This is a genomic window from Clostridium aciditolerans, from assembly GCF_016316925.1.
Classification (GTDB): domain Bacteria; phylum Bacillota; class Clostridia; order Clostridiales; family Clostridiaceae; genus Clostridium_AM; species Clostridium_AM aciditolerans.
Map to the genome: position 1 here is coordinate 44502 of NZ_JAEEGB010000016.1, position 14212 is coordinate 58713.

The 14212-nt window shown below is 30.7% G+C and carries 15 protein-coding genes; all 15 read left to right on the forward strand.

The genetic code is table 11. The features are described 5' to 3' along the window. The first annotated feature begins 112 nt into the window (after positions 1-112). The 15 genes from ftsA (at position 113) to phoU (ending at position 14172) form a co-directional block, all read left to right on the forward strand. On the forward strand, positions 113-1372 hold the full coding sequence (gene ftsA / locus I6U51_RS14820) for a cell division protein FtsA (protein ID WP_211143372.1): 1260 nt from the start codon (positions 113-115) through the stop codon (positions 1370-1372). 16 nt (positions 1373-1388) lie between these two features. Next, entirely contained in the window at positions 1389-2525 is a 1137-nt protein-coding gene (ftsZ, locus tag I6U51_RS14825) for a cell division protein FtsZ (RefSeq protein WP_211143373.1), read from the forward strand. A gap of 264 nt (positions 2526-2789) precedes the next feature. Continuing rightward, on the forward strand, positions 2790-3590 hold the full coding sequence (spoIIGA, locus tag I6U51_RS14830; RefSeq protein ID WP_211143374.1) for a sigma-E processing peptidase SpoIIGA: 801 nt from the start codon (positions 2790-2792) through the stop codon (positions 3588-3590). A 28-nt stretch (positions 3591-3618) separates the two neighbouring features. Beyond that, complete coding sequence (gene sigE / locus I6U51_RS14835; protein ID WP_178907930.1) at positions 3619-4326, forward strand: RNA polymerase sporulation sigma factor SigE; 708 nt, start codon at positions 3619-3621, stop codon at positions 4324-4326. Between the two features lie 75 nt (positions 4327-4401). Beyond that, a complete protein-coding gene (gene sigG, locus I6U51_RS14840) occupies positions 4402-5175 on the forward strand; it encodes an RNA polymerase sporulation sigma factor SigG (RefSeq protein ID WP_211143375.1) in 774 nt (257 codons plus the stop codon). A 150-nt stretch (positions 5176-5325) separates the two neighbouring features. After that, positions 5326-5589, forward strand: a complete 264-nt coding sequence (locus tag I6U51_RS14845; RefSeq protein WP_178907932.1) for a YlmC/YmxH family sporulation protein — start codon at positions 5326-5328, stop codon at positions 5587-5589. A 103-nt stretch (positions 5590-5692) separates the two neighbouring features. Beyond that, positions 5693-6148 carry a transcriptional regulator NrdR gene (gene nrdR, locus I6U51_RS14850; protein WP_211143376.1) on the forward strand — a complete coding sequence of 152 codons (456 nt, stop codon included), beginning with the start codon at positions 5693-5695 and terminating at the stop codon, positions 6146-6148. A gap of 251 nt (positions 6149-6399) precedes the next feature. Beyond that, complete coding sequence (gene pgeF / locus I6U51_RS14855; protein WP_211143377.1) at positions 6400-7107, forward strand: peptidoglycan editing factor PgeF; 708 nt, start codon at positions 6400-6402, stop codon at positions 7105-7107. A 40-nt stretch (positions 7108-7147) separates the two neighbouring features. Next, positions 7148-7843: a response regulator transcription factor gene (locus tag I6U51_RS14860; RefSeq protein WP_178908414.1), complete on the forward strand. Its 696-nt coding sequence runs from the start codon at positions 7148-7150 to the stop codon at positions 7841-7843. A 12-nt stretch (positions 7844-7855) separates the two neighbouring features. Continuing rightward, positions 7856-9571: a two-component system histidine kinase PnpS gene (gene pnpS, locus I6U51_RS14865; RefSeq protein WP_211143378.1), complete on the forward strand. Its 1716-nt coding sequence runs from the start codon at positions 7856-7858 to the stop codon at positions 9569-9571. A 227-nt stretch (positions 9572-9798) separates the two neighbouring features. Then, the gene (locus I6U51_RS14870; RefSeq protein WP_211143379.1) at positions 9799-10686 is read left to right on the forward strand and encodes a phosphate ABC transporter substrate-binding protein; all 888 of its coding nucleotides are present in this window, start codon (positions 9799-9801) and stop codon (positions 10684-10686) included. A 216-nt stretch (positions 10687-10902) separates the two neighbouring features. Continuing rightward, on the forward strand, positions 10903-11796 hold the full coding sequence (gene pstC, locus I6U51_RS14875) for a phosphate ABC transporter permease subunit PstC (RefSeq protein ID WP_211143380.1): 894 nt from the start codon (positions 10903-10905) through the stop codon (positions 11794-11796). Continuing rightward, a complete protein-coding gene (gene pstA, locus I6U51_RS14880; RefSeq protein ID WP_211143381.1) occupies positions 11796-12683 on the forward strand; it encodes a phosphate ABC transporter permease PstA in 888 nt (295 codons plus the stop codon). Before pstC ends, pstA begins: the two co-directional genes overlap by 1 nt. A gap of 12 nt (positions 12684-12695) precedes the next feature. Further along, positions 12696-13445, forward strand: a complete 750-nt coding sequence (gene pstB, locus I6U51_RS14885) for a phosphate ABC transporter ATP-binding protein PstB (RefSeq protein WP_211143382.1) — start codon at positions 12696-12698, stop codon at positions 13443-13445. 70 nt (positions 13446-13515) lie between these two features. Beyond that, positions 13516-14172: a phosphate signaling complex protein PhoU gene (phoU, locus tag I6U51_RS14890; RefSeq protein WP_211143383.1), complete on the forward strand. Its 657-nt coding sequence runs from the start codon at positions 13516-13518 to the stop codon at positions 14170-14172. Positions 14173-14212 lie beyond the last annotated feature (40 nt).

Here is a 14212-nt window from a genome sequence, read left to right on the forward strand (position 1 = left end):
ATTTAACTATATTTGAGATTTTATTAAAATATGATAAAATATAAGAGGAAAAATAAATTTTCTGTTGAATATATACTTTGATGGTTCTCTAACAAGGGGGGAAAGAGGCTTAATGAATGAATATATAATTGGAATAGACGTCGGATCATCAAAAATATGTGCCGCTGCCGGAAAAGTAGATAAGTATGGAAGAATGCAAATAATGGGAATAACATCGGCAAATTGTAATGGAGTAAAAAAAGGAATTGTTGTTGATATAGATAAAACTTCTGAATCAATAAAACAGTGTATTGACTCACTGGAAAGAATGGTTGACACTAAGATTACAGAAGCTTATATATGCCTTCCAGGAGGAATCTGTGAATTAGTATGGAATAAAGGTGTGGTAGCTGTAGCTTCAGAAGATAGAGAAATAAAAGAGAACGATATAAAAAGAGTTTTAAAAGCATCTAAAATAATTACAATTCCGTCCGATAAAGAAATCGTAGGTGTAATACCAGAGCAGTATATAATAGATGGGTATGATAAGATAAAGGATCCAGTTGGAATGAGCGGGTTAAGGTTGGAGGTAGATGCTCAAATTATTTTAGCCCAAAGTACTGTGGTTAACAATCTTTTGAAAAGTATAAGTAAAGCTGAGATTAAGGTTTTAGGCATAGTGCTTCAACCTTTAGCAATATCTCAAGTTGCGCTAAAAGAAGAAGAAATTCAAAGAGGAATTGCACTTGTTGATGTAGGTGCACAATCTACTGATATTTATATCTATGAAGGTAGTAATTTAGTTAGTATAGATACAATACCATTAGGTGGAAACACAATAACTAATGATATTGCTTTATGCTTAAAACTACCATTTTCAGAAGCTGAAAAATTAAAAATAAGATATGGAAGCGTTGGAGAAGAATCAGTTAGCTATGACTCACCGATAGAGGTTAATGTTGATTATAATGGCAAAGTACATGTAGATTATTTTATGCTAAAGCAAATAATAGAAGCTAGAATAGAGGAAATACTTTACCTTATAGATCAGAAGATTAAATGCAGCGAGCTCTATGAAAAAATTTCTGGTATAGTATTAGTTGGAGGTGGACTAGCCTTAATCAAGGGTATAGAAGGGTTTAGTAAGCATATATTAGAAAAACCGATTAGGGTAGGAGCACCTGAATATATTGGAGCAGCAAGCCCATTATATGCATCTGCAGTGGGAATAGTTAAAGACGTTGCAGATTCTATAAAAGATAAAGGGTTTATGACTGAGGTGAAAAAAGAAAGCGAAGACAGTAATAGGGAGTGGACTGAAGAACGAGATAAAAAAGATAATAATAATGGATTTGTATCAAAAATAAAAGAGTTTTTTACAGATTTTTTCTAAATAAGGAGGTAGTATTGTGCTAGATTTTGATGTTGATGTTCAACAATTTGCTAATATAAAGGTTATAGGCTGCGGTGGTGGCGGTAATAACGCTGTTAACAGAATGATAAAAGAAGGGTTAAAGAATGTGGAATTCATATCTGTAAATACAGATAAGCAAGCTTTAATGCTTTCGCAAGCATCACAAAAAATACAGATCGGTGATAAGCTTACTAAGGGGCTAGGTGCAGGAGCTAATCCTGAAATTGGACAAAAAGCTGCTGATGAAAGCAAAGATGAAATTTCTCAGGCAATAAAAGGTGCAGACATGGTATTTATTACTGCAGGAATGGGAGGAGGAACTGGTACTGGCGCAGCTCCTGTAATAGCCGAAATAGCTAAGTCAATGGGCATATTAACAGTTGGTGTAGTAACTAAACCTTTTCCTTTTGAAGGCAGAAAAAGAATGTTGCATGCGGAAATGGGAATTAAGAACTTAAAAGATAGAGTGGATACATTAGTAACTATTCCAAATGAAAGATTATTAAGCATAGTTGACAAGAAAACAACATTAATGGAATCATTTAAATATGCTGACGATGTTTTAAGGCAGGGTGTTCAAGGTATATCAGACTTAATAACAATACCAGGTCTTGTTAATCTTGACTTTGCCGATGTTAGAACTATAATGATTGATAAAGGTCTTGCACATATGGGTGTAGGAAGAGGTACAGGAGATAACAGAGCTCAGGAAGCTGCTAAACAGGCTATATCCAGTCCATTATTAGAAACTTCAATAGTAGGAGCAACAGGGGTTCTCTTAAATATAACTGGTGGATCAGATTTAGGACTTTTAGAGATAAATGAAGCTGCTGAGATAGTACAAGAAGCTGCAGACCCGGATGCAAATATCATATTTGGTGCAGTTATAGATGAAAATATTAAAGATGAAATAAGAATTACTGTAATTGCTACTGGTTTTGAAACTGAAAGAATTCAGCATCAAAATGAACCGGTTGTAAAGCCTCATGTAGCTCAACCACAACCTCAATCTCAACCTCAACAAGTTACATATGGACATAATAAAGATGAAGCAGCTGCAACAGTAGAATATAAAAGTTATGATGAAAATAATTTAGAAATACCAGCATTTTTGAGAAGACAAAGAAAATAATATTAAAAAATGCAATAAAACCGCTTATAGCTATGATGTTATAAGTGGTTTTTTATTTTTTACTTATTAAGGTTTTGGATGTCTGCTTACTGATTAAAAAAATTTATAAATTATAAGATTCATAAAGACATAAACGAAAATAAGTTGACACATTATGGAAAATAAAAAAAAGTTTTTTTATTATAAAATGACAAAATTTTGAAATAAATAGTTATATAATAAAAATAAATAATTACAAAGGAATGGTGGAGGTGAAAGGGGTTTTTGGTTGTATATTTAGATGTCTTGCTTTTTGAAAATTTAATAGTAAATTTATTTTTACTTCATGTAACAGCTCGCACATTAAGAATAAAAGTAAAATTTAGATACATGCTATTTGCAGCAACAATTGGTAGTATGTATGTAATGACTTTGCTTTATCCTAAATTAAGGGTATTCTCCACGGTTCCATTTAAAATTGTCGTTGCAATGATAATAATACTTGTTACTTTTAGAAAAATAAATGTTTTATTTAACTTAAAAGCATTAGCTATTTTTATTTTATACTCTATGCTTCTTGCGGGCATATGTGTTTTTATCCAATTTAATCAAGGATATAATATCTGGTATTCAGCTATTATAAATTTTTCCTATAAAAAACTTATGGTTTCTCTAATGATAATATATATGCTAATTGAAAGGATAATAGTTTACATTAAAGATAGAAAAAATCTAAGTACATTAATTTATAGTGTTGATATTATATTAAAGGATTCAAAGAAAAATGTTAAAGCTTTTTTAGATACTGGTAATGAGTTAAGAGAACCAGCTACTAACCTGCCTGTAATTATAGTTGAAAAATCAATATTTTATGATGTAAATTTAAGTTCTTACGATAGATTTTATATTCCTTATAAAGTTGTAAATGGACAAGGTGGAAGTCTTCAAGGTTTTAAGCCAGAATGTGTAAAGATAAGTGAGGGGAAAAATTCCATAGATAAAGAAGTTATAGTTGCTTTTTGTGAAGGGCACCTAAGTGATATTAATGATTATCAAGCACTTTTATCTAGAGGGGTTATTATGTAAGGTTAATTAATTAGTTTGGAGGGTATTTATGATAAAATTAAAAATATTATTAAATAGAATACTTGCAAAATTTAAGCTGTTTGTAAAAAATGTTTACTATATAGGGGGGAATGATGTCCTTCCTCCACCTCTCAGCAAGAAAGAAGAAGATGATTTAGTTGCAAGACTTGTAAATGGGGATGAAAGTGTACGTTCTATACTTATAGAGAGAAATTTAAGGTTAGTAGTCTATATTGCAAGAAAGTTTGAAAATACCGGGGTGAATGTTGAAGATTTAGTATCAGTAGGAACAATAGGACTTATAAAAGCTGTTAATACTTTTGATCCAGATAAAAAAATAAAACTAGCTACATATGCATCAAGATGTATTGAAAATGAAATACTTATGTATTTAAGAAGAAATAGTAAGGTTAAGGCAGAAATTTCTTTCTATGAACCTTTAAATATTGACTGGGATGGAAATGAGTTGCTTTTATCTGATATTTTAGGGACTGATAATGATGTTGTATATAACTTAATAGAAGATGAGGTAGATAAACAACTTTTGATGGTAGCGATGAAAAAATTAAGCGATAGAGAAAAAGAAATAGTAAATTTAAGATTTGGATTAAATGGACAAGGTGAGAAGACTCAAAAGGAAGTAGCAGATATGCTTGGTATTTCCCAATCTTATATTTCTAGATTAGAAAAAAGAATAATAAAAAGACTAAAGAAAGAAATAAATAAAATGTTATAAGGTTGTCTTTAGTATAAAATTCAGCTTCTTAGTAAATAATTAAAATGCGAATATTCTAAAGGGGCTGATAACTTTATGATAATTAATAAAGTTGAAATTTGCGGTGTAAACACAGCAAAACTACCAGTTTTGAAAGAAGATGAGATGAGAAAACTACTATACAGAATGAAGGACGGAGATAACGAATCAAGAGAAAAGTTTATTAAAGGGAACCTAAGACTAGTATTAAGTGTAATTCAAAGATTTAATAACAGAGGAGAAAATGTTGATGATTTATTTCAAGTAGGATGTATTGGTCTAATTAAGGCAATAGACAATTTTGATTTAAATCAAAATGTTAAATTTTCCACTTATGCTGTTCCTATGATTATTGGTGAAATAAGAAGATATTTGAGAGACAATAATTCAATAAGGGTAAGCAGATCCTTGAGAGATATTGCTTATAGAGCTTTACAAATAAGAGATAAATTAATAGGAGAAAATAATAAGGAGCCTACCATATCACAAATAGCTAGGGAGTTGAAAGTACCAAGAGAGGAGGTAGTCTTTGCCCTAGATGCTATTCAAGATCCAGTGTCACTTTTTGAACCAATATATCATGATGGAGGAGATGCAATTTATGTAATGGATCAAATAAGTGACAATAAAAACTTAGATGATAGCTGGTTAGAAAACATAGCTATTAAGGAAGCAATGAAAAAATTAAATGATAGAGAAAAACTTATACTTAATCTAAGATTTTTCGATGGAAGAACTCAAATGGAAGTAGCTGATGAAATAGGAATATCACAAGCGCAGGTTTCTAGACTAGAAAAAACTGCACTAAGACATATGAGAAAATATGTATAAATTAAGCAATTATTTTACTTATTTATAATTATTGATTATGAGCTGAGAATATGGTTTAGTCATATTCTTGGCTTTATTTTTTTGTTTTGGTACTGAATAATAGGTAATGTTCATATATTTAATAATAAAAGAATAATGGAGGATATAAATATGCAGGATGAAAAGTCACTACATTCTCTAGGAAACTTAAGATCCATGGAAATCATAGATATTAATACTGGTGCAAAGTTAGGCTTTATAAAAGATTTAAAAATAGATTGTGATGAGAGCAAGATAATATCTATTATATTACCATCCCATAGAGCATCTTGGTTTGGGAAAAATGATGATATCGAAATTCCATGGCAGAATGTAAAAAAAATAGGAGTGGATGTTGTACTAGTTGATGGAGGAGAGTATATACTAAGAGAATAGAAAAACATAGTAGAATTTTATATAAAAAAGTGTATAATGATTATATATAAACATTACATAAGCATAGTAATAACTATAATAAACTAGAAGGACGTGAAGAAAATTGAGGTGCCCTTACTGTGGCTATGGAGAAAGTAAAGTTGTTGATTCTAGGTCCACTGAAGATGATATGTCTACAAGAAGACGTAGAGAATGTTTAAGTTGCAGCAAGAGATATACAACTTATGAAAAGGTTGATAACATTCCAATATTAGTAATAAAGAAAAATATGAATAGAGAATATTTTGATAGGACTAAGATAATTAATGGGCTTATAAAGGCTTGTCAGAAAAGACCAGTATCAAGGCAACAAATAGAGAACATAGCAGATGAAATAGAGAAGAAGATTAATAATAAAATGTTTACCGAGGTAGGTTCGGAGTATATTGGTGAACTAATAATGGAAAATCTAAAAAAGCTAGATGAAGTAGCCTATGTAAGATTCGCTTCAGTATATAGGCAGTTCAAGGATATAAATACTTTTATGGAAGAGATAAAGAACTTAATTCAAAATAAATGATATGCAATAATTGCATATCATTTATTTATTTAAGGTATCTTCAAAAAAATAATTAGCAAGTTTTATAGTTTATTTTGCGCCATAGTACCTTGGAAGAACCCTTAAAAGCAAATTTGGCTTAAAAATTTTGCTTAATTATTCTGTTAAATATAAGTTAATATAGTTAAAAGTTAATAGTTTTTGTGGCAATAATAATAAAGAGTGTTAAAATATAATTAAAAATTGTTAAAGAGGTTTTAGGGAGGGTTATAATGGAGGAAATTTTGATTGAAAACTATAAATTTATAAAAATATCTTTAGAAGAAGTTGAAATGATATTTTCAACAGCTGAAAATGATCTAGATTTTAATAAAGGCAGTGAAAAAGGAAGAAAAAATTTAGAAAATATTAAAAGTTGGTTTAATGTAGATAAGATTGGATTTGCAGATCAAGTACATGGAGATTCTATTGTAGTTTATGATGAAAATACTTATGAGGCGGATGCGCTGGTAACAGATTTAAAGCATATAGCAATAGGAGTTTTTACAGCAGATTGTGTTCCAATTTTATTATATGACAGAAAAAATAAAGCAATAGCTGCAGTTCATAGTGGATGGAAGGGAACTTTCGAATGTATTCTACTGAAAACTATAGAGAAAATGGAAAAAAAGTTTGGAACTAAAGGCAAGGATATTATAGCAGCCATTGGACCGCATAATCGTCAATGTTGCTATGAAGTTGGAGAAGAAATTGTTTCTAAATTTAAGAACTGTGAAGCATATAAAAATATAAATTTGTTTAGCGGAAGAAACTTAAGTATGGTAGATTGTATAAAACATCAACTAAAATTAAAAGGTGTAGCAGATAGTAATATTCATGATATAAATATCTGTACTTTTTGTAGTAAAGATCCTGTAATGCACTCTTATAGAAAAAATAAAAATGGTGGAAGAATGTTTTCTTTTGTGCTATTAAAGTAAACGTTAATAGCCCTATCATATGAGTCTAGGAGGTTAAGTTATGGCAGAAGAAAAAATACTTATTGTTGATGATGAAGAACATATAAGAGAGTTGATTAAGTTCAACTTGGAGAATAATGGATATAAAACTATTTGTGCTGATAATGGTTTAGAGGGACTAAGAATAGCCAAGGAGGAAAACTTACAGTTGATTCTTCTTGATTTAATGCTTCCAGGTATGGATGGATACGATGTTTGTAAGGAGATAAGAAGAGATACTAATATTTCCACTACACCAATAATAATGATAACTGCTAAGGGTGAGGAATTTGATAAGGTTTTAGGCTTAGAGCTTGGAGCTGATGACTATATGACAAAACCCTTTTCTATAAGAGAACTTTTAGCAAGAGTAAAGGCCATTTTAAGGAGAACAAATATAAAACCTATAGATAATTCCTATAATTTTGGAAAAGTAAATATAGATTTTGAAAAGCATGAAGTTACAAAAGATGGAGAAAAAATAGATTTAACTTTAAAGGAATTTGAGCTTCTTGAAATATTAATAAAAAATAAGGGAAGAGTCATGACGAGAGATTTCCTGTTAGATAAAATTTGGGGATATGAGTATATTGGAGAAACTAGAACCGTGGATGTGCACATAAGACATTTGAGACAGAAAATAGAGGCAGATGATAAAAGTCCTAAATATATTGAGACTATTCGAGGAATTGGTTATAGGTTTAATTCAGGAGATTGATTGGTGGTATAAATGAAAAAGAAATTAATGTTATCTATGCTGGCTACTTTGATTTTTGGTATGCTTATTATTACTACATTGTTTATATTTATTGAGAACTACCAATACAAGGAAAACATTAAGGAAATCTTAAAAGCCAACAATGATATAATAATAAACGTTTTAAAAAATGAAAATATATCAAATAAACAAGCATTTTTTAAGGAAAACTTTAAGAATGAAGCTGTTAGGGAGACTTTTATAGATAAAAACGGTAAGGTATTAAGTGATTCAATTGCAAATCCGGAAGATATGGATAATCACAATAGCAGAAAAGAGGTTCAAGATGCAAGGAAATACGGAGATGGGTATAGTGTAAGACATAGCTTCACATTAGGACAGGATACAGTATATTTTGCAACTGTATTTGGAGATGGTTATGTAGTAAGAAGTTCTGTAACTATACAGGCAATTAGAGGAATTGAAGGCAAATATTCAAAGTATTATTTGGCGATTATTATTATTTCTATTATTCTTTCAATAATATTTGCTTCTAAATTATCTCATTCTATTGTGAGACCTATAAGAAATCTGGAGTTTACAACTTCTAGGATAGCTCAGGGAGAGTTGTATAGAAGGGTAAATATATATTCTAATAATGAAATTGGGCAGTTAGGAAAAACCTTTAATAATATGGCGGATAAGCTGCAAGAGACAATAAAAGATTCTCTAGATAAGCAAAATAAGCTCGAAGCTATACTACGAAGCATGGATAGTGGAGTTATTGCAATAGATAAAAATAGCAAAGTTATTATGATTAATCCTTATGCTAAAAGAATATTTGCTATAAATAAAGACATTATAGGCGAAAAGCTTATGGATAATATAAGAGATTTTGAATTTGAAGATATATTTAATAATATCAACGATGAGTATAGAGAATTAAAGATATTATGGCCAAAAGAAAGAGAGCTGAGGGTCAGAACAGCAGATATTATAAGAGGTAAAGAAAAAATAGGTACAGTGGCAGTAGTTAATGATATTACTGATATTAAGAGGCTTGAAAATATGCGCTCTCAATTTGTTGCAAATGTTTCACATGAGCTTAAAACTCCGCTTACTTCCATAAAAGGTTTTGCTGAAACATTAAAATATGTGGATGATCCAGTAAATAGAGAAAAGTTTTTAGATATAATAAATGATGAGGCAGATAGATTAACAAGACTAATTAATGATATTTTAACTTTATCTAATATAGAAAATGAAATAGATGAAAAAGTAGAAGAGATTAAAGTAAATGATATTGTTAAAGATGTATACTATTTAATGAAGAATACTGCAGATAAGAAGAATATTAGGTTGTTTATTGCAGTAGAAGATGTTCCTAATTTATTGGGTAATAGTGATAGATTTAAGCAGATGATTATTAATTTGGTAGATAACGCTATAAAGTACACAGATCATAATGGTACAGTAAAAGTTGGAACAAAATATGAGAATAAGGAATGTATTATATGGGTTGAGGATACAGGAGTAGGAATACCCAAAGAGCATATTGGAAGATTGTTTGAGAGGTTCTATAGAGTGGATAAAGCCAGATCCAGGGTACAAGGGGGAACTGGTTTAGGGTTAGCTATAGTCAAACATATAGTAATGGCCTTTAATGGTATAATCGAAGTAGAAAGTGAAGTTAATAAAGGAAGTAAGTTTGTTGTTAAAATTCCTTGTAAAGCTCATAAGCAAACTTAATATGTTAAGTTAATGTTAAGTTTAACAATATAAGCGTTGATTGAATATTTGTAAAAAGACCTTTGGAAATAGTGTTTTCAAAGGTCTTTTTATATTAAGATGTACACAAATATAAATTATGAATTGTTAATTTTACTTAACCTGTGCATAATAATAGGTTAACTTTAAGGGTATATTATAGTACATGTACAAAACAGTGCACAAAATTTCGAGGAGGGTTTACTATAATGAAAAAAAGAAGTTTAAAAGTTATTATAGCTGCTATGGCGATAACAGTTGTGGCAGGAGCTTTTGTTGGATGTGGATCCAAACAGGAAGCAGCTAAGCCAGAAAGTAGTAAAACAGCATCAGGTTCTATAACTCTTGCAGGTTCAACAGCACTTCAACCATTAGCTGAGCAAGCCGGAAAAAAATTCATAGAGAAGAACTCAGGTGCAACAATTAATGTTCAAGGTGGCGGAAGTGGTACTGGATTAAAATTAGTTTCAGAGGGAACAGCGGATATAGGAAACTCTGATATAGCAGCAGAAACAAAACTAGGTGCAGATAAGGCAAAAGAACTAGTTGATCATAAAGTATGTGCAATAGGATTTGCAATGGTAATTAACAAAGATGTTAAGGTAGATAGCTTAACAAAGGATCAAATACAGAAAATATTTACTGGTGAAATTACTAACTGGAAAGAAGTTGGTGGAGATGATGAGGTAATAAACTTAATACACAGACCTAGCTCATCAGGGACTAGAGCAACATTTAAGGATACAGTAATGGGTGGAAAAAATGAAAAAGACAGTTTAGGAATAACTCAAGACTCAAATGGTAGTGTTGAAAAGTCAATTGAATCAACAAAAGGATCTATAAGCTATTTAGCACTATCATATTTAACGGATGAAGTTAAGAAAAACGTAAAGATAGTTAAAATAGACGGAGTAGAAGCAAACAAAGACAATATAACATCAGGAAAATATCCATTTTGGTCATATGAACATATGTATACTAAAGGCGAAGCTAAAGATTTATCAAAAGCATTTATTGAATATATGACAAGTGAAGAAAATAAACCTTTAATCGAAAAATTAGGATACATTCCAGCAAGTGATATTAAAACAAAGTAGTTTAGTAGCTGGCTGCTAAAGCGGCCAGCTTTTTAAACTGTAACCTAAAGCAAAAATATAAAAAGTATATATAAATTCAACTTTTATGCAAAGTTAAGAGTTAAGCTAGCCTAAATATTTAAATGGCTTAGCTTTGCATAAAAGCTGAAAGATTTTAATATAGATAAATCTATTAAGCTGTTATTTTAAAAAATATTAATAGTAGAGGTTGGTAATATGAAGGAAAGGACATTATGGCAAAAATTAAAAAGTGAATATATAGGAAGAGGGTTTGCTTTGTTTTGTGGCCTACTAATAGTAGCTTTAACTATTAGTATAATAATTTTTGTGGCATCAAAAGGGTTAAGCACTTTTACTAAGCATGGATATTCATTAACAAACTTTTTGTTTAGCTCGGAGTGGAGTCCGGAAAGTGATATTCCTAAACTTGGTGCTCTTATATTTATTACAGGATCTACTTTTGTTTCTATAGGTGCTGTAATTATAAGTGCTCCGATAGGTATTGCATTAGCTGTATTTATGAATTATATATCTCCAAGAGTAGGAGAAAAGGTACTGCAGCCTGCACTTGAATTATTCGTTGGAATTCCATCAGTTGTATATGGTTGGATTGGATTTAGTGTATTGTTACCTTTTATAAAAAATAACTTTGGCGGAATAGGTTTCAGCTTAATAGCAGGTATTTTAGTTCTAAGTATTATGATTCTTCCAACTATAGCTAGCATATCTTCTGATGCAGTAAAAACTATACCTAAAAGTTATCTAGAAGCTTCTTATGGACTAGGAGCTACGAGATGGCAAACAATAAGTAAGGTAATAGTACCAGCAGCTAAAAACGGAATCTTAACAGGTGTAGTTTTAGGACTGGCAAGAGCATTTGGAGAGGCTTTGGCTGTGCAAATGGTTATAGGTAATTCTGTAAAATTTGCAAAGAACTTACTAAGTCCTACAGCTACTTTAACAAGTATTCTTACTATGGATATGGGAAATACGGTAGGAGGAACTGCATGGAATGATGCACTATGGTCACTTGCATTTTTACTTCTAATTATATCTTTTGTATTTATATTGGTAATAAGAGCTATTGGAAAAAGAGGTGAAAGCAGATAATGGATGCAAAATTAAAAGATAGGATATGGACAACAATTTTATATGGCATATCAATATTTGTTGTAGTGCTTTTAGTAGCCTTAATTGGATATATATTATTTAAAGGGGGAGATTGTCTTAAGCCATCCTTTCTATTTGGGAATCCAAAGATAGGAGAAGCTGGCGGAGGTATTGGTCCTCAACTCTTCAACTCCTTTTATATGTTGATTGTATCTTTAATTATAACAGTACCTTTTGGTGTTGGAGCAGGAATATACTTAGCGGAGTATGCTAAAGAGGGGTTCGTACTTAACTTTGTAAGATTGTGTATTGAAACTATGGCATCTCTTCCTTCTATAGTAGTTGGATTATTTGGTCTCTTGGTGTTTGTTAATATGACTCACTGGGGATTTACATTGCTTTCAGGTGCACTTGCTATAACAGTATTAAATCTACCAGCACTAACAAGAGTTAGCGAAAATGCAATAAGAGAAGCAGGAAAGCCCGTTAAAGAAGCAAGTTTGGGACTTGGTGCAACACAGTGGCAGACTATAGTAAGAGTTATTCTTCCTTCAGCTATTCCACAGATTTTAACAGGAATAATACTTGCAGCTGGAAGAATATTTGGTGAAGCAGCAGCATTGCTTTATACAGCGGGAATGAGTGCACCAATACTTCATTTTAATAATTTTAGTTTAATTGAAAAAACATCTCCATTTAGTCTTATGAGACCAGCGGAAACTTTAGCGGTTTATATATGGAAATTGAACTCAGAAGGTATGGTGCCAGATGCTGCTCAAATAGCAAATAGAGCTTCGGCAGTTCTAATTATAATGGTATTATTGTTTAACGTATCTGCTAGAATAATTGGTAAGAAAATATATCAATCTTATGCAGGTAAGAAATAAGGAGGAAATTATATGGGTATAATGCAAACTAATAATCTTGACTTGTATTATGGGAATACTCAAGCTTTAAAAAAGATTAATTTAGATATAGAAAAAAATGCTGTTACAGCTTTAATAGGACCATCTGGATGTGGAAAATCTACATTCTTAAGAACATTAAATAGAATGAACGATTTAATTGAATCTGTAAAAATAGAAGGAGAAGTTTTATTTGAAGCTAAGGACATATACAAAGATACTGATGTTATAGAATTAAGAAAAAGAGTTGGAATGGTGTTTCAAAAGCCTAATCCATTTCCAATGTCAATATATGACAACATAGCATATGGACCTAGAATTCATGGAGTAAAGAATAAAAGTAAGTTAGATGAATTAGTAGAAAGCAGCTTAAAAGGTGCTGCTCTTTGGGATGAAGTAAAAGATAGACTAAATAGGAGTGCATTAGGTCTTTCCGGTGGGCAACAACAGAGATTATGCATAGCAAGAACTCTTGCTGTAGAGCCGGAAGTACTTCTTATGGATGAGCCAACTTCTGCATTAGATCCTATATCTACTTTAAAAGTAGAAGAATTAATGGATGAGTTAAAGAAAAAGTATACTATAATAATTGTTACGCATAATATGCAGCAGGCAGGTAGAATATCTGATTATACAGCGTTTTTCTTAAATGGTGAAATTGTAGAAAGTGGAATAACTGAAAATATCTTTTATAAACCTAAAGATAAGAGAACGGAAGACTATATAACAGGAAGATTCGGATAAAAAGTACTAGTTAAATATTTTAAAATATAGCATAATATATATATAATATTGAAAAAAAAGAGGTGATATTATGACAAGGACAGGATTTGATTTAGCGCTAGAAGAGCTGCATAACGATTTGCTTAGAATGGGAAGTATAGTAGAAAAACAAATATATCAGTGTATGGAAGCTCTAGTAAAACAAGATGAACCCTTAGCAGAACAAATTATAAAAAATGATGATTTGGTAGATAAACTTAACAGGGAAATTGAAGATAAGTGTATTAAATTGACAGCTAAGGAACAACCTCTTGCAAGAGATTTAAGAACTATATTTACTACCACTAAATTAGTTACAGATCTTGAAAGAATGGCAGATTATGCTGTGGATATAGCAAAGATAACTATAAGATTAAAAAATGAAAAGTACATTAAAGAATTAATAGATATACCGAAAATGGCGGTCATGGTTAATGCTATGATAAGAAAATCTTTGGATTCATATGTTGCAGCAGATGTAGATGCTGCATACAAAGCATGTAAAATGGATGATGAAATAGATGAATTATATAAGAATATTTTTAATGAGCTTTTAACTATAGCATCAAAAGATTTAAAAAATGTTAATCAGATAACTCAACTTTTATTTGTATGCAAGTACTTAGAAAGAGTTGCAGACCATGCAACTAATATATGTGAATGGACTATATATTTAGTAACAGGAGAACAAAAAGATCTTAACGAATAAATAATTAAGGGCCAGCTTATGAACTGCTCCCTGTCAAGTA

What these genes read in the sequence shown, in the direction of transcription:
- I6U51_RS14870 (WP_211143379.1), top strand. Translation starts at nt 9,799, where the DNA reads ATGAAAAAAAGAAGTTTAAAAGTTATTATAGCTGCTATGGCGATAACA.
- pstB (WP_211143382.1), top strand. Translation starts at nt 12,696, where the DNA reads ATGGGTATAATGCAAACTAATAATCTTGACTTGTATTATGGGAATACT.
- ftsA (WP_211143372.1), top strand. Translation starts at nt 113, where the DNA reads ATGAATGAATATATAATTGGAATAGACGTCGGATCATCAAAAATATGT.
- sigE (WP_178907930.1), top strand. Translation starts at nt 3,619, where the DNA reads ATGATAAAATTAAAAATATTATTAAATAGAATACTTGCAAAATTTAAG.
- pstA (WP_211143381.1), top strand. Translation starts at nt 11,796, where the DNA reads ATGGATGCAAAATTAAAAGATAGGATATGGACAACAATTTTATATGGC.
- phoU (WP_211143383.1), top strand. Translation starts at nt 13,516, where the DNA reads ATGACAAGGACAGGATTTGATTTAGCGCTAGAAGAGCTGCATAACGAT.
- I6U51_RS14860 (WP_178908414.1), top strand. Translation starts at nt 7,148, where the DNA reads ATGGCAGAAGAAAAAATACTTATTGTTGATGATGAAGAACATATAAGA.
- pstC (WP_211143380.1), top strand. Translation starts at nt 10,903, where the DNA reads ATGAAGGAAAGGACATTATGGCAAAAATTAAAAAGTGAATATATAGGA.
- pnpS (WP_211143378.1), top strand. Translation starts at nt 7,856, where the DNA reads ATGAAAAAGAAATTAATGTTATCTATGCTGGCTACTTTGATTTTTGGT.
- sigG (WP_211143375.1), top strand. Translation starts at nt 4,402, where the DNA reads ATGATAATTAATAAAGTTGAAATTTGCGGTGTAAACACAGCAAAACTA.
- I6U51_RS14845 (WP_178907932.1), top strand. Translation starts at nt 5,326, where the DNA reads ATGCAGGATGAAAAGTCACTACATTCTCTAGGAAACTTAAGATCCATG.
- pgeF (WP_211143377.1), top strand. Translation starts at nt 6,400, where the DNA reads ATGGAGGAAATTTTGATTGAAAACTATAAATTTATAAAAATATCTTTA.